The 24431-nt window shown below is 50.0% G+C and carries 12 protein-coding genes; 9 read left to right on the plus strand and 3 right to left on the minus strand.

Annotation, left to right across the window (positions count from 1 at the left end):
* Nucleotides 1–193: 193 nt before the first annotated feature.
* From HMPREF9442_RS15265 to HMPREF9442_RS01790, 3 genes are all read right to left on the minus strand, one after another.
* The gene (locus HMPREF9442_RS15265; protein ID WP_008624659.1) at nucleotides 194–862 is read right to left on the minus strand and encodes a hypothetical protein; all 669 of its coding nucleotides are present in this window, start codon (nucleotides 860–862) and stop codon (nucleotides 194–196) included.
* Between the two features lie 127 nt (nucleotides 863–989).
* Nucleotides 990–2897 (minus strand): transglutaminase-like domain-containing protein, encoded by a 1908-nt coding sequence (locus tag HMPREF9442_RS01785; RefSeq protein ID WP_253270981.1) that lies wholly within the window; start codon nucleotides 2895–2897, stop codon nucleotides 990–992.
* A 194-nt stretch (nucleotides 2898–3091) separates the two neighbouring features.
* Nucleotides 3092–4597 (minus strand): O-antigen ligase family protein, encoded by a 1506-nt coding sequence (locus tag HMPREF9442_RS01790; protein WP_157183516.1) that lies wholly within the window; start codon nucleotides 4595–4597, stop codon nucleotides 3092–3094.
* 730 nt (nucleotides 4598–5327) lie between these two features.
* Between HMPREF9442_RS01790 and HMPREF9442_RS01800 the strand changes: the two genes are divergently transcribed.
* The 9 genes from HMPREF9442_RS01800 to HMPREF9442_RS01835 all read left to right on the plus strand — a co-directional run bounded on the left by HMPREF9442_RS01800 (nucleotide 5328) and on the right by HMPREF9442_RS01835 (nucleotide 24163).
* The gene (locus tag HMPREF9442_RS01800) at nucleotides 5328–6692 is read left to right on the plus strand and encodes an MATE family efflux transporter (protein WP_008624666.1); all 1365 of its coding nucleotides are present in this window, start codon (nucleotides 5328–5330) and stop codon (nucleotides 6690–6692) included.
* 103 nt (nucleotides 6693–6795) lie between these two features.
* Nucleotides 6796–9336 carry a glycoside hydrolase family 31 protein gene (locus tag HMPREF9442_RS01805; protein ID WP_008624667.1) on the plus strand — a complete coding sequence of 847 codons (2541 nt, stop codon included), beginning with the start codon at nucleotides 6796–6798 and terminating at the stop codon, nucleotides 9334–9336.
* 32 nt (nucleotides 9337–9368) lie between these two features.
* The gene (locus HMPREF9442_RS01810) at nucleotides 9369–11225 is read left to right on the plus strand and encodes a beta-L-arabinofuranosidase domain-containing protein (RefSeq protein ID WP_008624668.1); all 1857 of its coding nucleotides are present in this window, start codon (nucleotides 9369–9371) and stop codon (nucleotides 11223–11225) included.
* 62 nt (nucleotides 11226–11287) lie between these two features.
* Nucleotides 11288–13189, plus strand: a complete 1902-nt coding sequence (locus tag HMPREF9442_RS01815; RefSeq protein ID WP_008624669.1) for a glycoside hydrolase family 97 protein — start codon at nucleotides 11288–11290, stop codon at nucleotides 13187–13189.
* A gap of 26 nt (nucleotides 13190–13215) precedes the next feature.
* Nucleotides 13216–15099: a glycoside hydrolase family 97 protein gene (locus HMPREF9442_RS01820; protein ID WP_008624670.1), complete on the plus strand. Its 1884-nt coding sequence runs from the start codon at nucleotides 13216–13218 to the stop codon at nucleotides 15097–15099.
* A 204-nt stretch (nucleotides 15100–15303) separates the two neighbouring features.
* Nucleotides 15304–16761 (plus strand): glycosyl hydrolase family 28 protein, encoded by a 1458-nt coding sequence (locus tag HMPREF9442_RS01825; RefSeq protein WP_040602485.1) that lies wholly within the window; start codon nucleotides 15304–15306, stop codon nucleotides 16759–16761.
* Nucleotides 16762–16831: 70 nt separating this feature from the next.
* Nucleotides 16832–19909, plus strand: coding sequence for an alginate lyase family protein (locus HMPREF9442_RS01830; RefSeq protein ID WP_253270982.1), 3078 nt, complete (start codon nucleotides 16832–16834; stop codon nucleotides 19907–19909).
* A gap of 152 nt (nucleotides 19910–20061) precedes the next feature.
* Nucleotides 20062–21366 (plus strand): ligand-binding sensor domain-containing protein, encoded by a 1305-nt coding sequence (locus HMPREF9442_RS16595; protein WP_008624674.1) that lies wholly within the window; start codon nucleotides 20062–20064, stop codon nucleotides 21364–21366.
* A 37-nt stretch (nucleotides 21367–21403) separates the two neighbouring features.
* A complete protein-coding gene (locus HMPREF9442_RS01835; RefSeq protein ID WP_008624675.1) occupies nucleotides 21404–24163 on the plus strand; it encodes an ATP-binding protein in 2760 nt (919 codons plus the stop codon).
* Nucleotides 24164–24431: the final 268 nt, after the last annotated feature.

The following is a 24431-nucleotide window of genomic DNA, read 5'->3' on the forward strand; positions in this document are numbered from 1 at the left end:
AAGCGTTCCACGCGGGCGGCGAGGGAGTCTACATATACATTTGAAGCGGATATTTGCGCTATACTAAATTGAATGATGTAATGTAATACAATGAGCGTCCTTTTTTTCATATCATACTTACCTATTTTATGAGCAATGTTTCTGCGAGAGAGGTTGTGCCAGTGTATTAACACAACCTCTTGCTATAAAATCATTATGGGTACTCTACGTTGACATCAATTGATTCGGATATGTTTATGGGTGCTTCGACACCGCTTTCGTCTTCTAAGGTACAAGAATAATCAACGATAATAGAATTAGAACCTTCCCAATGCCAATCCGTTTTCTCGTTTTTTACTTGAAAGGTAGGAGGTACACTTGGCCCTATTTCAAATCTCGCTTCAACAGTTACATTAAGTTTTGTATAAGGGTCTGTTGCATTGGTTCCTTCCCAAGAAACAACGAGGTGTAGCCAACATGCGTCACTGCCTGCGTATATCATTTGACTTACATCTTTTGAGCCTGTAAATGTTTCTCCGCCAATATTGAGTTTCCTTGGAACCAAACTATGTCTTGTTCTAAAGTTTATATGTGTTTGGCTCTTGTCTGAAATTTCCAATGGTTGGTTCAATACGCTTTTAATTATTGCAAATTTTATGAAAATTTCTTTCATCTCTTCTACTGTAGGTAGACCTTTTTCAGATGCTGTGGCATACTTGACTTCAGGTACGTCATACTCCTCGGCCAATGCACGGATTTCGGCCAGCTGTTCTGCCGAATAGTGATAAATGGGTTGCCCGTTATCTAAGTCATCTTGGGAACAACTCCAGATGAATGCACCGCCAATGAGGGCGATAAAAAGAATGACTATATACTTTTTCATTTGTTTTTTCTTTTAAATTAATTACTTGATTTGATAAGTGTAGTGGTCGTATTCTGTTGACTGAACTACTGTATTTCATTTACTTATTCCATTGGCTCTTGTTTTTAAAGGGTTTAACATAGATTCATTATCTCCAAATTTGTTTTCCGTTTTGGTATGTGAAAATACGCTCTTCTTTTCCTTTTGTATGGTTCCGTAGAAGAAGTAATGCTCCTGAAGGTACGTTTTTGAAAACTAACTCGGATTTAAAGTTTCCAGTTTGTTGTCCTAAAGAATGCCATTCTCCATTGTCCCAATATAATAGTTCGTATATTTCTTTCTCTCGGATAAAATTATCGTCATTCCGTGGAAGAAAAAGAATCTGGCTAATTTGTGAGGGGCTTTCAAATTCCCATCCATACCACACGTTGTATAGGTCGTGGGATTCATAATATGATAAAGTATTGCCGTCAGACAGATTCTCAATGCCCATACCGGGGCGTGTGTGTAAATTGCCGAAATATTCATGAGGGCGCAAAGTATCTCCGGTTTCATTGAAAACGTATAATTCCGCCATATTGCCGCGTGACAAGTTTGGTGACAAGTAGCGGAAATACTTATAAGGTTGTGACATGTTGGTGTTGACTTTATGGTAACGGTTGTCTTCGATTCGGGGAATGTCGTATAGGGTTATGGAGTCTCTGAAGTCTTTTCTGTTGGCTACTTGGAATTTTCCTCCGATAACTCCTTGTAGGAAGTGGTTAGATTTCGTATCTCGGAATTTACGTTTTACTGTGACTGAAATTTTTTTAGATATGTCTGGCTGAATATCCGTTTTCAGTCCTTCATGGTCTAATAGGAATGCGTTGCCGGCCGGAATGGTCAGACCTTGTATGAAGTATACAGGAAGGTACACGATGTCGCGTCCTAATTTGGTGAAACGAGCTTTTGTACCTTTCTTTCTTGCCCAATGTACGATACTCCATTTTTGGTCGTTAAAGACGGAAAGATATACGTAACGGGTATCATAGTCCAGATTGTATAAGTGGACATCTACATCTGATGTTTCTACATACTGGTCTGTCACGTCCAATATATAAGGTGTATTGAAAACGGAGGGTGGGGAGTCCCGTTCTTTGTTCTGCACATATAGTGAATAGGGATTTTTTTCATAAGTATTTCTGAAAACTTTGGGAAGTCGGTCTTCTCGTCTACGCATGAATTCCGTGCCTAACGGTTCGCATAGTTCAACCGGTATGGAAGTTTGGTTGTTTGGGAAAAACACGCACCAAACGTGTCCCAAGGAGCGATTTCCCCACTGCGGAACGAAGTCTACAGTGGCCGGTATTCCCCTTGCCCGGAATAGGGCTGCGCATAAGTGGGCATATTCTCGGCAAGAAGCAAGTTTTAGGTTTGGCAATTTGTCAAGTGGAAAATTCGGGAGGTGGCGTGAGGGATAATAAATAGCAGGTCTAAGTAGCCATGATATGGTATTCGCTATTTCGTATACGTATGTTGAATTGAATATGTTTTGTTTATAACTTTCTTGTTCCAAGGCTGCCATAGATAGGTTGCCCCTCCACAAGCTCAACCCTTCATGCCCTATCCGGTAAGGCAGGACATAACGTAGGAACATGTCGAAACTGTATTGCCGGTTCCAGTTCCGGTTCCACACGGCAAAAGCACTGTCTATATGCGCTATCAGGAAATCGGCTTTGATATGTTCAATGTCGAAGAGGGGGACGGACATGCAACTGTCCAAGCCTGTCCCTACTTGTGCGAGGATGGAATCGTACTGGCGGTTCCAATAGGTTCGGTCACCTTTCCCGTGGCGGAATATGCTGTCCATGGCATGGTAGTATTCTTCCACGGCTTCGCCGCCGAAACCATAATGGGCATCCATGTTCTCAATCAAGAAACGGGCGGCCTGAAGTTTTAGTGGGGCGTTCCGGTAATGCCGCAGGACGGCTTCCAGTTCCTTACGGTTGTTTCCGGCCTGTGACAGGGAACGGTCAAGTCCGGATTCTTTGCAGGAGCTTGCAATCCCTGTAGTCATACATAGAAGAATGAAAAAATGCAATAGCTTCTTCATCATTTTTTGTGAAATTCATGTTCCTTTGGGCAAAGAAAGGAAATATTTAGAAGAATGAATGGGATGATTCGTAACCAATCATGGGTCATTTTGAAACATCAGTTCGTTTTTGGGCTTGATTTCCTTCTTTATCCTTTCAACGTCGTATGAGGAGATTTTTACTTTTTTTGTTGTATGAATTGTGCAATGGAGTCGGTACGGATGGTGTCCCCGATGTTCCGGTAGGCATAATATAAGCCTTCCAACGGAGCAAACCTTACGGGGCACATGTAAGCCGCTTGTCGGTAGTGGCAGACGGCTTCCTCATCCTTTCGGAGTTCCCGGCAAATGTCTCCGGTTAGTAGTTCCAAATTGTACTTGCTCCATTGTTTCCGGCAGACTTGTGCTGTATGCCATGCTTTCTCCGTTTGTCCGGCTTGAAATAGTTCAGCCGTATAATTATATAGGAATTCCGGATTATGAGAGAAATGTGGGTACAGGCGTGCGTACCGGGGCATCATTTCTCGTCCCTTCCCTTTGAGGGCTTCTCGGGCGACATGTCCCCATTCTTTTTCTTGCGGAAGTGCATGGGCGAGGTATGTTCCTATGCCTATTCCGATGGAAGCAAGACAAAAGGTGGCCAAAGCCCTCAGGCTTTTTCGACGGGAAAAAGCTTTGAAATAGGTCTTTCCGGCTATGCTTACGCACCATCCTACGGCAATCCAGGCCAAAGGATATTTGAACGGGTAGGAAAACAAGGCGAACAACAATAGGGGAATGAGCGTGTAAGAGCCTATTTGTGAGGATATGTCTTTTCTTTTTCGTAGGACATGCCATAACCCTGCCCATGAAAGGAGTAAGACCAAGGGGGCACCGATGCCATGTTCCACCCATAGGTAGGCGAATTCATTCAATGGGTGTCCCGTCTCGTCGGCCAACATCGTTACCGGGCTTTCGGGATGCTGTTTGAAGAACTCCGCTTGTTGATTCATGTATTCTCGGTCGAAGCCTCCTGTGCCATATCCGCTCCAAGGTCTTTTACAGATAAGCTCCCATGTCTGTTCCAGTATGAACATTCGTCCGGAGGTAGATTCCGGTTTGAAAAACAAGATGGAGAAGCCTGTGAAGGCAATGGCCGGGATGATGGTTTTCCATGTCGGGCGTATGGAAATCTTGCCATAATCTTTTAGAGCCATAAGGATATATGCCACGAGGCACAGTATGCCGGTGCGCGAGTGGGTGAGCACGACGGTTGTCCCTGCGAGTAAGGCGACTGTTATGTATATGTTTCTTTTGCCATTATCTTTTAGGAAGCGTAAGGCCATACCTGAGATGAAGGGCAGGAGGGCGCATAAGAAAAATGCCAGTCCGGCGGGGTTGTCAAACGTTCCGGCTATTCCAATCCGCCATGTCGTCGGGTATTTGAATAGGAACATGAGGGCATAAAGGCATTCCAGTATGACAATCATGGTAGCGGCTTCGCTCCATACAGAGAAACGGGAAAAGTCGCTTGTCTTTTTCCGGTTATGTCCAAGTATGGCGGTGCATACGGCAAGCAATCCTGTCAAGAAGAGGGTGCATAGCCATTTTGGAGTGTTCCACCGGTCGTAGAACATGTTCATGGAGGGAAACGCGCAAGCAAAAATTAACCCTCCATATAGCATGGTATAAATGTTCTTTATCATTGTACATTTCAAGGGTTTGGTCTTCATGCGTCAAAGTTAGAACTTTATCATGGGAAAGTATAGGCCATTTTTTTACCGAAATCAAGGACATTTTGGTATGAAACGTTGTTTTTCGCTTTCAGAAAGTCTTTTCATGCCTTTTTTTTCTGACATCAGAAAAAGACGTTCATGGCAAATCCATGAAAACAATCTGTATAAATATGCGGATTTAAAGTGTTTTCCTGCATAAACACTGCATAACGGCAAACGGATTACAGCATGATGAAAAATCAGTCTCAAGAGATTGATTTTTTTATACGGGCATGTCTTTTCCGTTTTGTCCGCATGTCACGGGAACAGAGACTCTTTTCCGGTACTGGAACCGGCTTTGAGAGGGCTGAAGGCCGGCTTGGGACGAGGACGGGAGATTTATTTGGAAAGTTTTTATGGTCATGTCGGATGTGGCAGAATGTAAGCCGGAACGGTTTTTCTTGACCTTGAAAGCGAGGAACATACGGAGAAAATGAATGGGCTTGTGCCGGAAAGGAAGGAATAAGCCTCTGTCCCTGACTTTTGGGCTTGGCGGAAATTCGTATGGCTGCGTTATTTTCCGTCCCGACCGGATTCGGGGCGGAATATCCGAATCTCGTGGCTGTGGAAAATACAAAAAGTCAATATGAACTTTGCTCTGTCATTCTGTCAGTCTGTGTGAAATTTGTAACTTTGCACGAATTTATAAGAGAGAAGACGCATGAATAACCTGTATGAAGAGCGGTTGGGTACGGACCGCATGCTGCCTTTGGTGTTCCGTATGGCCCTCCCGGCTGTGGCCGCCCAAATCGTGAACTTGTTGTATAGCATTGTAGACCGCATTTATATCGGCCATATTCCCGGTATCGGGACGGACGCGTTGGCCGGTATCGGTGTGACCAGTTCCGTGATAATTCTGATTTCGGCCTTTTCTTCCATTGTCGGAGCCGGAGGTGCTCCGTTGGCGGCCATTGCCTTGGGGCAGGGCGACCGCGTGCGTGCCGGTAAAATCCTGGGGAACGGACTGGTATTGTTGCTGCTGTTCACGGTGCTGACTTCTGCCACGGCCTACCTTTTCATGGAACCCATGTTGATGGCCATCGGGGCTTCGGAACATACGATAGGGTATGCGACGGATTATCTCTCGGTGTATCTGTTGGGTACATTGTTCGTCGAGGTCTCGGTGGGGCTGAACACTTTCATCAACACCCAGGGCCGGCCCGGCATTGCCATGTGCTCGGTCATTATCGGTGCGTTGCTGAACATCGGTCTCGACCCGCTGTTTATTTTTGTGTTCGGCATGGGTGTGAAAGGGGTAGCTTTGGCTACTATTATCTCGCAGGCATGCAGTGCCTTGTGGGTGGTGCGTTTCCTGACTTCGCGGAAAGCCACTTTGAGGTTGGAACGCAGGTATATGCGTCCCGACCGTAAGGTGGTCTTGTCCACGCTTGCCTTGGGCGTTTCGCCGTTCATCATGGCCAGTACGGAGAGCCTTGTGGGCTTCGTGCTGAATAGCAGCCTGAAGACCTATGGAGACATCTATATCAGCGCGTTGGCCATCATGCAGAGTGCGATGCTGGCCGTCAGCGTGCCGCTGACAGGTTTCTCGCAAGGCTTCATCCCCATTGTGAGTTACAATTACGGGCATGGGAACGGCCAACGCGTGAAGGACTGTTTCCGGATTGTGCTCCAAGTCATGTTTACGTTCAATTTGTTGTTGGTGCTCTTCATGATACTTTTTCCCGGGTTGGTGGCTTCCGCTTTCACGTCCGACGGGAAGCTTATTGCAGCCGTGGAACAGACGCTGCCCGTGTTTTTGGCCGGAATGACCATTTTCGGGCTGCAACGGGCTTGCCAGAACATGTTCGTGGCACTCGGGCAGGCCAAGGTGTCCGTGTTCATCGCCTTGCTCCGTAAGGTCATCCTCCTGGTGCCTTTGGCTTTGCTTTTGCCACGCGGCATGGGCATGATGGGGGTGTTCGCGGCCGAGGGCATATCCGATGCCACTGCCGCCGTGTGCTGCACGCTGATATTTGCATGGCAGTTCCCGAGGATCCTGCGGAAGATGCCCCGTCGCCTTGCTTAGGGCTTGAAATGTGCTTTTAAATCCTATTATTTGTATGTTTTTGTCCTATAATGATTAAAGGATATGCCTTAACTTTGCGTTGTGGTTAGAAAAACAAACAAATATGGATTTTAAGGAAATAAATCAAGGTAAAAGGAGTAAATTCCGTTATTCCGTTTCCTGCAAGGGAGTCTTTGTGGCCTGCATGGCTTTGATGTGCCATTTTCCGGTAATGGCAGAGGGGGAGGGCTATGCAGTCCAACGCAACGGTGTGCATTTCCAGACTCCGGAAGGGCGCATGAGGGTGGAATTTATCCGTCCGGACATCGTGCGGGTCCGCTACACGTGCGAGCCTGCCTTTTTGGGCAACGGCACCATCGTGTGCACGGGGCGCGAGGAAGAAAAAGTTCCTTTCCGGCTGCAACGCGAGAACGGCAGGCTTTCTTTGCGCTCGGACAGCCTTGAAGTATGGGTAGACCTTGGCTCGTATGCCTTGACGTATAAGGATAGGCGTACCGGACGTACTTTGTTGTCGGAAAATCCGCAACGGCCGCGCGAGGCCGAACAGACCTATCGGGAAAATGTTGTGTATGACCCGCAGAGCAAACGTATCGTGAAGACGGCAGACGGGGAAAAGGAAGTGATGGACGTGCTTCGGCGCGACACGGTGGGGAGGAGTTGGAAATTCCGCAACCATTTCCAGTGGGCGCAAGGGGAAGCCCTCTATGGTTTGGGATGCCACATGGAAGACTACTTGGACCTGCGTGGGAAAACGATGTACCTGTGCCAGCACAACCTGAAGGAGATGGTGCCGGTCTTGAACTCCACGGCCGGCTACGGCCTGCTTTTCGATGCGGGATGCGGCATGGTGTACAAGGACGCTCCTGAAGGAAGCTTCGTGGAATTGGAGGCGGCCAATGAGGTGGATTATTATTTCATGAAAGGGTGCACGATGGACAAGGTCGTGGCGCAATACCGTTATCTGACCGGGAAGTCTCCCATGTTCCCCCGTTACATGTTCGGGTATATCCAATCCAAGGAAAGGTACCGGAGTTCGGAGGAACTGGTGGATGTAGCGGAGGAATACCGCAGGCGGCAGGTGCCTATGGATGTCATCGTGCAGGATTGGAACTATTGGCCTCAGGGATGGGGGTACATGAAGATGGACCGCCGTTTTTATCCTGACCCGCGCCATTTGGCCGATTCGTTGCATGCCTTGGATGCCAAGCTTATGGTTTCCATCTGGCCTAATCCGACGAATTGCCCGCAGACGAAGGATCTCGCGGAGCGTGGCTTCATGTTGGGGCATTCCGTGTATGACGCTTTCAACCCTCTGGCTCGGGCGCGTTATTGGGATTATGCCAATGAGGAGTTTTTCGGAAACGGTTTCGATGCATGGTGGTGCGACTGTACGGAACCTTTGGATGCCGACTGGAGAGCGATGCCGGAAGGATACGGGTGGGACAGCCATGAGGAGCGTTGGAAAGGCAATTTGGCCTTGTTGGATGCCGTGTTGGGTGCAGAACGCAGTTGCCTTTTTTCTTTGTACCATTCCAAAGGGTTGTACGAAAACCAACGTGCCACGACGGATCGTAAACGTGTGGTGAACCTGACCCGTTCCAGTTATGCGGGCCAGCAGCGTTATGCCACCATTACATGGAACGGCGACACCCATGCTTCGTGGAAGTCATTCTCCCAACAGATACCACAGGGACTGAATTTCATGGCCACGGGCTGTCCTTATTGGACGGTGGACATCGGTTCGTTCTTCACGCGAGGTGGACGCGAATGGTTCCGTGCCGGGGATTTCGACCGGGGCGTGGACGATATGGGTTACCGGGAATATTATGTACGCATGCTGCAATACGGGGCGTTCCTGCCTTTGTTCCGCAGCCACGGTACGGACACTCCGCGCGAGATTTGGCGGTTCGGCGAGCCGGGCGAACCCTTTTATGACAGCATCCTGCGCATGATTCATTTGCGTTACCGCCTGATACCTTATATATATTCTCTGGCCGGAAAGGTCACGCAGGAGGATTATACCATGAGCCGGTTGTTGGCTTTTGATTTTGCGGAAGATGCCCGTGTGCACGACATCAAGGATGAGTTCATGTTCGGTCCGGCTTTTCTGGTTTGTCCCGTGACCCGTCCGATGTATTACGACAAAGGTTCCGTGACGTTGCAGGATGTGGCGAAATCGCGTACCGTTTACTTGCCCGAGGGGGCGGACTGGATGGATTTCTGGACCGGTAAGAAGTATGAAGGAGGGCGTGAAGTCACGGCCGATGCCCCCATCGACAAGATTCCGTTATTCGTGCGCCAAGGTTCCATCGTGCCGATGGGGCCGGTGGTACAGCATACGGGTGAATTGCCGGGGAAAGAACTCACCATCGTGGTTTATCCGGGACGGGATGCCCGTTTTGTGTTGTATGAAGATGAAGGAGACAATTACGATTATGAACAAGGCTGTTTCTCGACCATTGAATTGCAGTGGAATGACAAGCGTCGTGTGTTGACGTTCGGGGAGCGCCGGGGCGGCTTCGAAGGCATGGAAAAGACACGCCGTTTCAGGGTAGTGGTGGCTGACGGTACGGAAGCCCTCGGTGAACGGACGGACGGCAAACTTGTGCGCTACGAAGGGAAAGAGTTGAAATGCCGGTTGTGAAAGGAAATAAAGTATAACGAGGTTCAGGTATCATGAAAAAACGTATTTTGTCTGTCCTTATCGGCTTCGGGCTGTGCCAGTCCGGAGTGTGGGGAAACGGGAAAGTAGAATCTCCTTCCGTGGTGGAATTGCGTCCTTTTTCCGGTAAAGATGTGGAACTGGAAGCTTCTTGGATCAAGCAGCGGGAAGACTTGGATGTGGCTTACCTTCAGTCTGTCGAGGCCGACAGGCTGTTGCATAATTTCCGGGTCACGGCCGGGCTTCCGTCTTTGGCAAAACCATTGGAGGGATGGGAATCCCCCGGTGTCGGGCTGAGGGGGCATTTCACGGGGCATTACCTGTCGGCATTGTCGGTATTGGCCGAGAGATATGGGGACGGGTGGGCTTCCCAACGGTTGGAGTATATGGTGGATGAGCTGTACAAATGCCAACAAGCGCATGGGAACGGTTATTTGAGTGCCTTTCCGGAAAAAGACTTCGAGACATTGGAAACACGCTTTACGGGGGTATGGGCACCGTATTACACGCTCCATAAGATTTTGCAGGGCTTGTTGGACGCTTACACGAAGACAGGCAACCGGAAGGCTTACGGTATGGTGGAGGCTTTGGCCGGTTATGTGGAAGGCCGGATGGCGAAGCTTTCTCCGGAACGTATCGAGAGGATGATGTACACCGTGGAGGCGAACCCGCAAAATGAGGCAGGAGCCATGAATGAAGCGCTCTATGAACTGTACGGCATTTCGGGCAATCCCAGACATTTGGCTTTAGCCGCCTGTTTCGACCCGGCCTGGTTCCTTGAGCCGTTGGTGCGGAACGAGGACATCTTGGCAGGCTTGCATGCCAATACGCATATCGTGTTGGTCAATGGTTTTGCCCGCCGTTACGAGGTGACTGGCGAAGAAAAATACAAGAAGGCGGCCATGCAGTTTTGGGACATCCTCCAACGAGGGCATGCGTACGTGAACGGGACGAGCAGCGGTCCGCGTCCCGTAGTGACCACCCGGACCTCGCTGACAGCGGAACATTGGGGGGAACCCGGACATTTGTGTAACACCTTGACGCGTGAGATAGCCGAAAGCTGTGTGACGCACAATACTCAGAAGTTGAGTGCTTACTTGTTCGGATGGACAGGCGACCCGTGCTATGCGGATGCCTATATGAATACGTTTTACAACGGGGCGCTTCCCGTGCAAAGCAGGTCTACCGGAGCGTATGTCTACCATTTGCCTTTGGGCTCGCCGCGCAATAAGAAATACTTGAAGGATAATGATTTCTTCTGTTGCAGTGGATCCTGTGCCGAAGCTTTTGCCAAACTGAACAGCGGCATTTATTACCATGACGATTCGGCCGTGTTTGTGAACCTGTATGTGCCTTCCGAATTGCATTGGACATCCAAGAAAGTAGAGTTGGAACAGACCGGAGGTTTTCCCTTGCAGCCGATTGCTGATTTCACCGTCTCGGTGCGTCGTCCGGTGAGTTTTACCCTGAATCTGTTCGTACCTGCTTGGGCTGAGGGAACGGTGGTGTATGTAAACGGTGAGAAACAGGACATGCCGGTACGCCCCTCTTCTTTCCTGAGGATTTCAAGGCGTTGGGCAGATGGCGACCGGGTACGAATGGACTTCCGTTACGCTTTCCGTTTGCAGTCCATGCCGGACAAGGAGAACATGTTTGCCGTGTTCTACGGCCCGATGCTGTTGGCTTTTGAAACCCGCAGCGAAGTGATATTGAAGGGAAGCAAGGACGAGGTGCTTCAAGGGCTTTCGGTCGTGGACGGTGAACCCAATCGGTTTGTCTTGCGTAACGGAGTAAATGAGTTCCGGCTCCGTCCCTTGTTCGACGTGGACCAAGAGTCTTACGGTGTATATGCCACGATACGGAATTATTGAAAATTGTACGGTGGCGATGGTTGCGAGTATATTAAAATGTGAAATCATAAAAATAGAAGAGAATGAAGACTGGAGTTTTGAAATGGGGATGGTGTTTAGGCCTTGTTGCGGGACTTTGTTCCTGTGCGATAGAGGACATGCAGGAAGTGCGTTCCCCGGACAAGCATGTGTTGGTGGAGTTGACCGGACTCGACAAGGAGCATTATGGCGATGCGGCCCTATCGGTGTTTTATGACGGGACGCGTGCGTTGCCGTTGGTGGATTTGGGGATAGAGACCAACTTGCAAAAGTATGCAGGGAACCTGAAATTCAAAAGCGTGACGGAAGCCAAGCCGGTAGAGGACGATTACCTGATGCCGACAGGAAAACGCAGCCATTGTGTGAACCATGGGACTGAAAAGGTCTATTCTTTCGAGAACGAAGAGGGTAACATCTTGGATGTGACCGTCCGGGCCTACAATGACGGCGTGGCTTTCAAGTATGGGGTAAAGTCCGTATCGCCGGAAGAGTATGTGGTGGACGAATATACGGCATACGATGTGCCTAAGGGCGCGAAACGTTGGATGCAACAATACACTTTGGGGTATGAAGGTTTTTATCCTTTGTCCACGGATGGCCGGGGCGAGGATGGTTCGGCTGACAAATGGGGGTATCCCGGCTTGGTGCAATTAAGGGACACCGTGTTCATGTTGGTGACGGAAGCCAATATCCGGCGCGGCCATTGTGGTTCTTTCTTGTGCAATGCCGACAGTGCCGACCGTTATCGCGTGCGTTTGTTTAGTGAAAAGCAGGCCATGGACAAGGAATGGGAATCACCTTGGAGGGTACTTGTCATAGGAAAGTTGTCGGATGTGGTGGAGTCAACATTGGTGACCGATGTGTCCGACCCGTCCAAAGTGGAGGATACGTCGTGGATAAAACCCGGTTTGGCTTCATGGATTTATTGGGCAGAGAACCATGGAACGCAGGATTTCCAAAAACTGAAAGCCTATTTCGACCTTGCTGCCGACATGAAGTGGCCTTATAGCCTGATTGATTGGGAATGGGATCAAATGTCGAACGGTGGCGATTTGCAGGCTGCCGTGAAGTATGCGCAGGAACGCGGTGTAAAGCCTTTGTTGTGGTACAATTCCAGTACACAGTGGTTGGGACCCACACCCTTGTATCGTCTGAACAAGCCTGAAGACCGTCAAAAGGAATTCGGATGGTTGAACGAATTGGGCGTGTATGGCATCAAGGTGGATTTCTTTGCCGGCGACAGCGTGTCTTCCATGGATTATTATATCGATTTGTTGGAGGATGCGGCCAAGCATAAACTGATGGTGAATTTCCATGGGGCTGCCATACCGAGGGGATGGCAGCGGACTTATCCTCACATGATGTCGGTGGAAGCGGTTTATGGTGCGGAATGGTACAACAATAACGGGACATTGACCGGACGGGCTGCAGCCCATAATGCCACGTTGCCCTTTACGCGCAATGTGATAGGTCCGATGGATTACACGCCCGGTACTTTCTCTGATTCCCAAAACCCGCACATCACGACCTATGCCCACGAACTGGCACTTCCTGTCCTTTTCGAGTCGGCTTTGCAGCACATGCCCGACCGTCCGGAAGTATATCGTGGCTTGCCGGAAGAGGTGAGGAGTTTGCTATCCGGTTTGCCTGCGGCATGGGACGATACGAAGTTGTTGGCCGGTTATCCCGGAGAATATGTGGTGATGGCACGTCGTAAAGGGAATATATGGTATGTAGCCGGAATTAACGGTACGGAAGAAGGCCGGAAGATAGGAGTGCCGTTGGGGCGGCTTGACCTTGGGAAAGGCCGGAACGTGTCTTGCTTTAAGGACAATGCCGACGGCAAGGGCTTTGTGGTGGAAGAGAACGTGCCCGTCCCGGAAGGAAACAAAGCCTTGACGGTAGATTGCCTGCCGCGTGGAGGTTTTGTGGCCGTTATCAAGTAGAGATTATTAAATAGGTGAAAAAAGATATGGTAAATAAAATGTGGGGCAGGGCTTGCATGCTGTTATGTGCCTGCACGTGGGGGAGTTATGCCGAAGGGGACAATTTGCTTCGTTTATGCAGTCCCGGCAAGAATATTGAAGTCTGTGTGGATACGGACGGAGGCCAGTTGGTTTACTCAGTGAAGAAAGGTAAGGTTGAGGTCTTGGAGGCATCGCGCTTGGGGCTTGTCGTGGACGGGAAGGACCTTGGGCAGAATGTGTCGTTGGCGGCAGAACCCGAAGTGGAGAAATTCAAGACGGAATACCCTCTGTTCGGACATCATGCCATGGCGTCGGACAAAGCGGTGGAAGCCATGTTGCCGTTGTCGGCCGATGGGGTGCGTTACGGCCTTGTGGTCCGGGTGTATGACGACGGTGTGGCCGTACGTTACGTCTTGCCTGAAAATGCCCGGCGCATAGAGCGGGAACATACAGCTTGGAATGTGCCCCGGAACGTGAAGAAAGTGGCGTGGGCGGGTTATGACATAGGTTATGAGAAGGAAGCTTATGTCACCCGGATGGATGAGATGCCGGAAAACGAATACGTATGCGGCCCGCTTACGGTTGAATTGCCAGAAGGGTATATGACATTTACGGAGGCAGATTGCGAAGACTTTCCCGACATGGCCTTTTCACGTTCGGGGAATGGTTTCAAGTCATGCTTTCCCTCCTCGGAAAAAGGATGGGACATCAAGCGCCTGCCGGATGAGTCGGAAAAGGTCTTGGCCGGGAAATATAAAGGAAAGGACGTTTCTCCTTGGAGATGTGCCATCATTGCATCCGATTTGACCGGTTTGGTGAATTCCGACTTGTTGACGAACTTGTGCCCGTCGCCGGAAGAGGGGCGTGACTTTTCGTGGGTAAAGCCCGGACGGTGCCTGTGGCAATGGTGGAGCGTGGGTGCCCCGCGTTATGAGGACCAAAAGGCTTGGTTCGATGCGGCTGCAGAACTTTCTTGGGAATATTACCTGATAGATGACGGGTGGAGAAATTGGCATAAGGACGGCAAGGACCAATGGGAATTGCTTAAGGAGGTGATTGACTACGGACGGAGTGTCGGTGTGAAGTCGTTGGTTTGGGTCAATTCCAACGAGATGCGCGATGCAAAGTCGCGGAGGGCTTATCTGGAACGGGTGAAGGCCATCGGGGCCTCCGGTATCAAGATTGATTTTATCCCGACGGCTACGGCGGAAATCATGCAATGGTATATGGGAGGCATGCAGGATTGTGCGGAACTGGGACTGTTGTTGAATTTCCACGGCAGCGTGAAGCCCACGGGGCTTTCGAGGACTTATCCCAATGACATCACGCGTGAGGCGGTGAGAGGAAATGAATACCAAATCCGGCGTTACAGGCGTGTGCTCCCGCAGGCACATTATGTGGCTTTGCCCTTTACGCGTCTGATGGCGGGGCCGGCTGATGTCACGCCGGTGACGTTGAATCCGGAAGAGTTGGCCACAGGCGGATACTCTTGGGCGCACGAGTTTGCCCAAGCCATAGTATTCCTGTCGCCGGTTACTCATTTTTCCGACCATTATTCGTATTATCTGGAAAGTCCTTTCGTGGATTTGCTCAAGGCTGTGCCCACGGTGTGGGACGAGACCCTTGTACTTCCCTGTACGGAAATGGGGGAGGTCGTGGCTTATGCCCGCCGGAAAGGGAAAGAGTGGTGGATAGGCGTGATGAACGGGGACAAGGAACGGGAGATTGAGATACCGTTGGATTTCCTGAAAAAGAAGAAACAAGCGGTTTTCCTGCATGATGGGAAAGAACTTGCTTCCGTGGTACGGGAAGAACGTGAGGTGTCGAAGAAAGAGGTGCTGAAAGTGAAGTTGCGGGCTGGCGGAGGATTCGTCGGACGGTGTTATTGAAATGCCCGCTTTTTGGGGAGGAACCGGAAGGAGGGCATGGCCGGTAACCGGCATGTTTTTCCCTTAAAGGTAGGGTGACATGATAAAAAAGGGCTTAATTTCTCTGAATTGGAGATTTTAAGCCCCTTTTTTGTTTCGATTTGTCCCATCCTGTTTGTTGTGGTTGGGCTATATTTGCAACCGGAAATCAATAATGGAAACGGAATGAAAATAAGACATTGGCTTTTGATGGCCTTTATGGTGATGACGGGAAGTGCCGCATGCTATGCCTCGTCTTCTTTGGTGACTTACGCTGTACCGGAGGGAGCGGAGTTGAATGATGATTTTACGGTTCAAGCGCGTCAAGGAGATGGGGAATGGAGGAACGTACCTTCTTATTTGGTTTGCGTGGATGAAGTGAGGGGGACGCAGCATTGTGTGGAAAAGGCTTCGATGGCGACTTTCGACTTCTCGGGAAAGGTGGAGGTGAAAGTCACTTATAACAAAGGAGCGGTGGACAGTGCAAGGATTCGTCCTTTGTCATACGGTATACCTTTTCAGTTAAAAGGAAAGGAGCTGACGTTCACTTTGGACAGGCCGTGCAACTTGTCGGTGGAAGTGAACGGCGATATTTTTCATAACCTGCACCTGTTCGCCAATCCGGTGGAGGTGGATGTCCCAAGAAAAAAAGACCGTAATGTGGTCTACTTCGGCCCGGGTTACCATACGCCCAAGAATGGTGTGGTGAAGGTGGAATCCGGACAGACCGTTTACTTGGCCGGTGGTGCCGTACTGAACGGGCGTGTGCTCATTGAGGGCGTACAAGATGTGAAATTGATAGGACGTGGTATTATAGATTATAAGGTAAAAGGAGGCATCCGTATAGCAAACTCCCGTAATGTACTGGTGGAAGGCATTGCCACTACCCAGTGCGCTACGGGAGGCTCGGATGCAGTGACCATCCGCAATGTGAAGGCTATCAGCTATTACGGGTGGGGAGACGGGATGAATGTCTTTGCCAGTAATAATGTGTTGTTCGACGGGGTGTTCTGCCGAAATTCGGACGATTGCACGACGGTGTACGGCACACGTTTGGGGTTCAAGGGGGGCTGCAAGCATGTCACGATGCAAAACTCCACGCTTTGGGCAGATGTGGCCCATCCCATATTCATAGGCATCCATGGTGACACGAAGAATCCGGAAGTGCTTGAGGATTTGAATTACGTCAATATCGACATTTTGGACCATCGGGAGAAGCAGTTGAATTACCAGGGGTGCATGTCCATCAATGCCGGAGACAACAATCTGGTCCGCGATGTCCGTTTTGAAAATATCCGCGTGGAGAATTTCCGTGAAGGCTCATTGGTCAATTTGCGTATTTTCTATAATAAGAAGTATTGTACGGCACCGGGACGGGGTATTGAAAATATCACGTTTAAAGATGTCTCTTATGATGGAAACCGGGCTGAGTTGTCTATTATCGAGGGATATGACGAAGAGAGGAAAATCAGGAACGTGCGTTTCGAGAACCTGCGCATCAACGGACAGCTGATTACGGACGACATGCCCGGTAAACCGGCTTGGTATAACACCGGTGACATGGCGGGTATATATGTGGGGCCGCACGTGGAGGATGTGACGTTTGTGTCCACAGAGGGCGCAATGACGAATAATGTAAGGTAGAGATGCCGTATGGTGTTTTTAAATTCGCTATATTTGTCGGCTATATTTTGAAATGAAAAATTGTAAAACCATGAAAAGTTGGAAGAATGTTATAGGCAGGTTATGGCTGTTCTTGGGATTCCTATTGCTGTCGTGCCCTGTGCTTGCGGCAGCTTTCGTGCACCCCGGTGTGTTGCATACGGAAGAACGGATGCAACAAATCCGTGGTTTGGTGAAAGGGAAAAGCGACGACGCTTATGCCTCCTATCTGTTGTTGGAAAAACATCCGTGTGCACAGTCGGATTATAAAATGGAAGGCCCGTTCGATACCATAGCGCGTGACGGTAAATTCGGTTATACCAAATCGAGAATGGAGCGTGACTTCAGTGCGGCCTATTTGAATGCGCTGATGTGGCGTATCACGGGCGATGAGTCACATGCCCGTAAGGCGGCGGAAGTATTGACGGCCTATGCACGCACCCTGAAACGCATACCCGATACGAACGACGCTCCTTTGCTAGCCGGTTTGGAAGGTTTTAAAATCATTTATGCACTTGAAGCGTTGAAGCATACGTGGCGTAAGATGCCTGCGGAGGATTATGAAGGTGCTTTGCGGATGTTCACGAAAGTGTTCCTCCCCGTATTGGAAACGTTTTATGAGCGTAACCCTTATACGAACGGGAATTGGGGGGCTATCGTGACCAAGACTTATATGGCGGCATCCATCCATCTGGATGACCGGAAAATGTATGAGAAGGCACGGGCTTTCTACCTTGACGGGTACGACAACGGCACATTGGCCCATTATATCGACGGGGAAACCGGCCAACTGCAGGAGAGCGGGCGCGACCAAAGCCATTGCATGCTGGGACTCGGGGCAATGGCCACGGTATGTGAACTGGCTTGGCAACAGGGGGATGATTTATATTCCGCTAAGGATAACCGTCTGTTGAAAGGATATGAATATGTGGCGCGTTACAACTTGGGTTACGATGTTCCTTTCGTGAGATGGACGGACATTACCGGGAAGTACTGCGATTGGGAGGAAGTGTCGCCGAAGGCACGCGGACGCTACATGTACGTGTTCGACATAGCCTACAACCATTATGTGAACCGGATGGGGCTTCCTATGCCTTTCACGGGACAGGTGCTCGGACAAATCAGGCCGGAAGGGTATGACCGTGACCAACCGGGTTTCGGGACGCTTTTGTTTAATGAGAAGGCAGATTATCGTAAGTTTGTGCATCCCGGCGGTTTGCATACCTTGGCCGATTTGGAGCGTATGAAGGCGATGGTGGGCGAAGGGCAGCATCCTTGGGCAGAAGGTTGGGCGGAGTTACAGAAGGATCCTTGGGCGCAATCGACGTTTGCGGCCCGCCCGATGGCCAACATGGGCGACAGCCGCCAGAAGGCTTCAATAGAAGCCCATGCGGCTTATCTGAACGCCATCCGTTGGTACATTTCCGGTGATGAGGCGTATGCCCGTTGTGCCATCAATATTTGTAATGCCTGGGCGAATACCGTGAACCAAGTGCCGAAGGCGCGGCAAGACCAAGGGCTTTTGGGCATCCCCATCGGGGAGTTTGCCATGGCTGCGGAAGTGTTGCGTGTGTGCCCGTTATGGGAAAGAACCGACTTTGAACGCTTCAAGGAGATGATGGTGGAATATTTGTATCCCGTGAGCCGGGATTTCCTCCGGACCCATGGCGGCGGCCGTGTGGACTATTGTTGGACAAACTGGGATGCTTGCAACATGGTCGCTTTGGCTGCCATCGGAGTGCTGTGCGACCGTCCGGACATTTACCGGGAAGGAGTTGAATATTTCAAGCACGGCTTGGGGAACGGAAGCATCCGAAATGCCGTGCCTTATCTGCACCGGATGGAAGATGGAACGGTGCTCGGGCAATGGCAGGAAAGCGGGCGAGACCAAGAGCATGCCCAACTGGGAGTAGGTTTCTTGGCTACGTTCTGCCAGATTGCCTGGAACCAAGGAGATGACTTGTTTGCCTACGACAGCAACCGCCTGTTGGCCGGGGCCGAATACGTGGCACGTCACAACCAGATGCGCGGTGTCCCTTTCACTTATTATAATAACAGCCAAGGGCTGAACAACCGTTGGCCTTCCGTAAACGGGTTGGGCCAATTGGAGGACCGTCCGGTTTGGGAGATGATATACAACCATTATGAAGTGTTGAAAGGCGTACCGGCACCTTATTCCAAGAGGATGGCCGAGCTTTTGCGTCCGGAATACGGTAGCAAAGACCATTTCGGATATGGGTCGTTGACCTTTTCATTACGTCCTTCCAACTATCCTATCTTGCCTGTACCGGCAGTGCCCACGGGATTGCGGGCAGAAGCCTCCATCGGGCAAATCCGTCTGGATTGGGAACCCTCTGCGGAGTATTTCGCCAACGGTTATGTGATACAGCGTTCGGAAGCAGGCCGGGATGACTTCAGGGATGTCGGGGTATACAAGGAGAAAGTGACCAATTGGTTTATTGATTCCCGTATCGAAGAAGGCAAGACGTATGAATATCGGGTGGCGGCGGTCAACAAGGCCGGAACGAGCCGTTTTTCGGAGAGTGTGAGGGTGAAGGCCGTATCCGTGACAGGATGCCCGTCCGGATGGACTTATGCAGAGGTAGGACATGTGGAGGAAGGCAGGGTAGACTATGCCGGCGTGCAGGGAGGTACCTATCGCCTGTCTTGCCGTTCGGCGGCCGTGGACGCGCTGTCGGACAATGCTCCATACCTGTACCGGAAAGTGGCAGGAGACTTTGCCGTGTCGTGCCGTATCAACAGGATGGACGGGAATACGGAAGAATGCGGCTTGATGTTAAGGGCAGCCTTAAAGGGGGATGCCACGGTCGTGACGATGACGCTTGGCCATTGGGGGCGGAGGTTTGCCCGTATGGGATACCGCAAGGAGAGCGGTGGTGAAAGGCGTTTTGCCATAGGCAATACTTATACTTGGATACCTGCCTGGTTCAAGTTGGCACGGGTGGGGAATGTCTTTTATGCGTATGAGTCTACAGATGGGGTGAACTGGTTTTATGTGCATTCCGAGGAGGTGGAAATGCCCCGGGAAATTTATGTCGGGGTGGCAGGTAGCTTCGGCGGCGGCAAGGCCGCAGGCAGCGTGGTTTTTGATGGTTTGTCGATAGAATGAAAGCTGTGGGGCGTAAGGAACAAGGGCACGTGTTTTTTTGATACGTGCTCTTTTTTTCTGTTTTTTTGATAGGGTTTACTTTCTTTTTGAAGTATATTTGCATATATTAATACCAACGAAAAATAACGTCACATAAAGAACGTGGAACGATTATGAAGAACATGTCAAGAATGTTTTGGGCATTTGTGTCTTGTATCTGTCTTGCACTTCCGTGCAGGGCGGTAGAACAGTATAAGTTTCGTTTGATAGATGTGCCGGACGGTTTGTCCGACAATCAGATTCGTGGCCTGAGCATGGTCCCGGACGGGCGTGTCGGGATAAGGACGGCCTCGATATTGAACATTTACGATGGGGCATCGTTTGAGTATTTTCCATACGACAAAGACCGGAAGTACGTGTGGACATATTCCCGTCCGCCGAAAGAGTATTATGACGGGCAGGATCGTGTGTGGATGAAGGAACTGCGTTATTTGCTGCTTCTGGACTTGAAGACGAACACTTTCAATTATGATATTCAAGGGGAGTTGGCAAGCATGGGAATCGACAAGAGGTTGAAGAACCTTTTCATTGACGATGCTAAAAATTATTGGTTCCTGACAGAGGACAATACGTTCTTTTTTTATGATGTCCGAAAACAAGAGAAAAAAGTGATAGACCGTGGTGACAGCGAGTTCACGCGCCGCTACGGCGTTCCGTTGGAATTGGCCCAATATAAGAATTTCTGTTGGATCGTGTATGATAGCGGCCTGATCCGTTGTTGGGATTATACTTCTTCCGAGTTCCTTTTTCAGGATTCACGTTTCGAGGGGATTATCAATGGATATACAGACCGGCTTTATTTGCATCCCGATTCGGCGGGGAACTTGTGGCTGATGTACAACAATGGCATTTGTTTTTATAACCGTACACTCCGGGAGTGGAAGGATGTGGCCTGCATATCCGGCATATCCAACTTCTTTACTTGCATGGACATGGATCGTGATGGGAATGTTTGGGCCGGGACTTCGCGGAGTGGCCTGCGGCGTATTGACGGGAAGACATTTTCTGTGTCCGAGATGCCGGACATGGCCTTGACGAACGGCGGAAGGCTCCATAATGACATTTATGCCGTGATGGCAGATCCGCGCGGCGGGCTTTGGGTCGGCACGTTATTTCAGGGGCTGTGCTATCATCACCCCGGCATGCAGAAATTCCAGTTGGCACAGACATGCCCCGGAAGTTCTTACATCACCAACGAATCCGTGCGCTGCTTCCTTGAGGAGGACGATGGCACAATCTTGGTGGGGAGTGGCAAAGGCCTGTTTCGTTTCCATCCGGAAACCCATGAGGTGGAACAGGTTTTTAAAGATGAAATCAATGAATTGGTCTTGTCGCTCTCCCGCGACCGTCAGGGAAATGTGTGGGTGGGAACTTTTTTAAAAGGTTTTTACCAAATTTGCGGGGGGGGGGGGATGTAAGCATTTTTTAAGAAGCCAAGGCGATTCCGAGCAGGACGTGGCGCAGAATGTGTCGCGGGCATTGTATGAAGACTCCCATGGAAATTATTGGGTCAGCGTGAATGGCGGCGTGGGGCTGTTGGACCCGGAGGACGGAACCATTGAGTTTATGCTGCATGAACGGCATCCGGAGTTGAAGAACTTTAAGTTGATTCTTTCTCTTTGTCCCACAGGGAAAGATTGTTTTGCCGCGTTGGGGGACAACGGCTTGTTTTATTACGACGCAGGAAAAGACGAAGTTCGGATTCCCGATACACGTAAAGATAAATACTATAAATCCGGCATAAAATATTTTGGCTTGCTGACCGACGCACGCGGTTTGCAATGGTTTGCCACGGAGGACGGCATCCGGATTTGGGATAAAAAGACGGAACGTCTTTATTTGCTCACGATGTCCGAAGGGTTGCCGAACAATACGGTTTCTTCCATTTTGGAGGACTGTGACGGGGTAGTGTGGGCTTCGACCCTGAATGGTATATGTAAGATTATTCCCCGTGAAGAGGGAAAAGGCGGGTATCGTTTTTCCGTAGTGGCATTCGGTGTGCCGGACGGGTTGCAAAGCGGGATGTTTTATGACCATGCCGCACTGAAAGCGAAAAACGGGATGCTTTATTTCGGAGGGGCACACGGGTTTAATTATTTCAATCCCGGGCACATGGTGTGTGAAGAAGCTGCCAACCGCCCCATCCTGACAGGGCTTAGTATTTTCAATACACCCGTCCGGGTGGGAGAAGAATATGAGGGACATGTCGTTTTGTCTGCCCCCATGACCCGTACGGATAAGATAGAACTTCGTTATGATGAGAATTTCATATCCATAGCATTTTCCGGGTTGAATTACGCCAACCCGTCCCACACTTATTATAAATACAGGTTGAAAAATTATGAAGAGGGATGGACGGAGACCCGTGCCGCCAGCCTTGGACGTGCCGTGTATACCGGCTTGCGTCCCGGGACGTATGAGTTTGAAGTGTATGCGGCCAATGGCGACAAGGTGTGGAGCAAGGAACCTGCCCGGCTGTCCATTGTCGTGCATCCTCCTTTTTGGGAAACCTATTATGCCATGGCGGTGTATGTCCTTGTAGCTATTGGTATGGCCTATTGGCTTTCACGGATGTACGTGCGCCGGGAAAAGGAAAAGATGATGGAGGAGCGCAGGGAAAACGCCAGGAAGCAGCAGGAGCATCTGGAAGAGATGAAGCTGCGCTTTTTTACGAATGTAAGTCATGAATTCCGTACGCCCCTCACGCTGATCCTGACACCTCTCGGGACACTTATCAAACAGCAGGGCGACGTGGACTTGAAACAGAGGCTGACCGTGATTTACCGTAATGCGGAAAAACTGCTCCAGTTGGTGAACCAGTTGTTGGATTTCCGGAAATTGGAGATGCGTGGGGAGAGATTGTCGGTCAGCATGGGGGATATGGTCGTGTTCGTCCGGGATGCGGTCGAGGCTTTCCGCGGACTTGTGAAAGAAAAAGGTATCACGTTGACTTTTGAAAGCAAGGTGGAGCATTTTTATATGAACTATGACCATGATAAGGTCTATAAGGTGGTGAACAATCTGCTTTCCAATGCGGTGAAGTTTACCCCCTCGGGCGGTTGCATAGGCGTAGGCGTGGAAAGTTCGGTCCGCAACGGGCGTGAATATGTAGCCGTGTCCGTTCGGGATACGGGGTGTGGCATGGAAGAAGGGGACAAGGAGCGTATATTTACTCGTTTCTACCAAGTGGAGGACGGCCACAAGACCCAACCGGGCAGCGGGATAGGTTTGCATCTGGTCAAGGGCTATGTGGATTTGCACGGTGGAGAGATTACGGTGGACAGCCGGTCTGGTGAGGGCAGCACTTTTACGGTTCTTTTGCCGGCAGACTTGTTGCACGACGAAAAAGCCACCGTGCCGCACGGGGAGGACAAGGAGACGGTGGAAGCTTCCGTCCTGTCGGCCGGAGAAGAAGACGAAGAGCCGTCCGGTGGGAAGAAAAAGCTGTTGGTCGTGGAAGACAATGCGGATTTCAGGGCTTATTTGGTTCATGAACTCAGTGCGGATTTCGACGTGGTAGAAGCTGGGGACGGCGTGGAAGGGGAGGAAATGGTACGTGAGGAATGGCCCGACCTTGTCATTTCGGACCTGATGATGCCTCGGTGCGACGGCATAGCCTTTTGCCAACGGATGAAGAATGACATTCATACTTCCCATATCCCTTTCATCTTGTTGACGGCCAAGATGTCGGATGACGCACGTATAGAAAGTTACAAGGCCGGTGCCGATTCGTATATCTCGAAACCTTTCAATTTCGAGCTGTTGCAGGTCCGTGTCCGTAAACTCATCGAGCAACGGGAGGCGAGGAAGGAAACGTTCAGGAAAAACATTGAAATCACTCCGAGCGAGATAACCACCACGTCTTTGGATGAAGAATTCGTGAAGAAGGCTTTGGCTTTCGTGGAGAAAAACATGGGCAATGCGGAGTATTCTTTGGAGGATTTGAGCAAAGACCTCGGTTTGAGCAAGACACACCTGAACCGAAAGCTGACGGTCATCTTGAACATGAAACCGCTTCAGTTCATCCGTTCCGTCCGTTTGAAACGTGCCGCCCAGTTGTTGGCGGGCAGCCAATATAACGTGGCGGAGATTGCGGATAAGGTAGGGTTTAACACCATCAAATACTTCAACCGTTATTTCAAGGAAGAGTTCGGCATGACACCTACGCAGTACCGTGAAGCGAACAAGAGGGAAAACAAAAGTCCTAAAGCCTAAAAATGTCTTGTTTTATTGTCGTGTGAAACCCTTTGTGCATGGAGTGGATTTTCGGTCTCAGCCAAACGGATTTTTAATCTCAGGAGAATGAAAAATCAATCTCAGCCAAATGATTTTTCATTCTCCTGAGATTGATTTAAGGGTTTTATGCTATCTTTTTCGCCATCTTATGTATGTGGTTATGAGTGTCTTATGTGCAGTGTTAGAAATTGTCCAATCATTTGTTATTTTTTGTCCCATATTGTATGGAATGAATCATATAATTTTG

The sequence above is a fragment of the Paraprevotella xylaniphila YIT 11841 genome, assembly GCF_000205165.1.
In the GTDB taxonomy this organism is placed as follows: domain Bacteria; phylum Bacteroidota; class Bacteroidia; order Bacteroidales; family Bacteroidaceae; genus Paraprevotella; species Paraprevotella xylaniphila.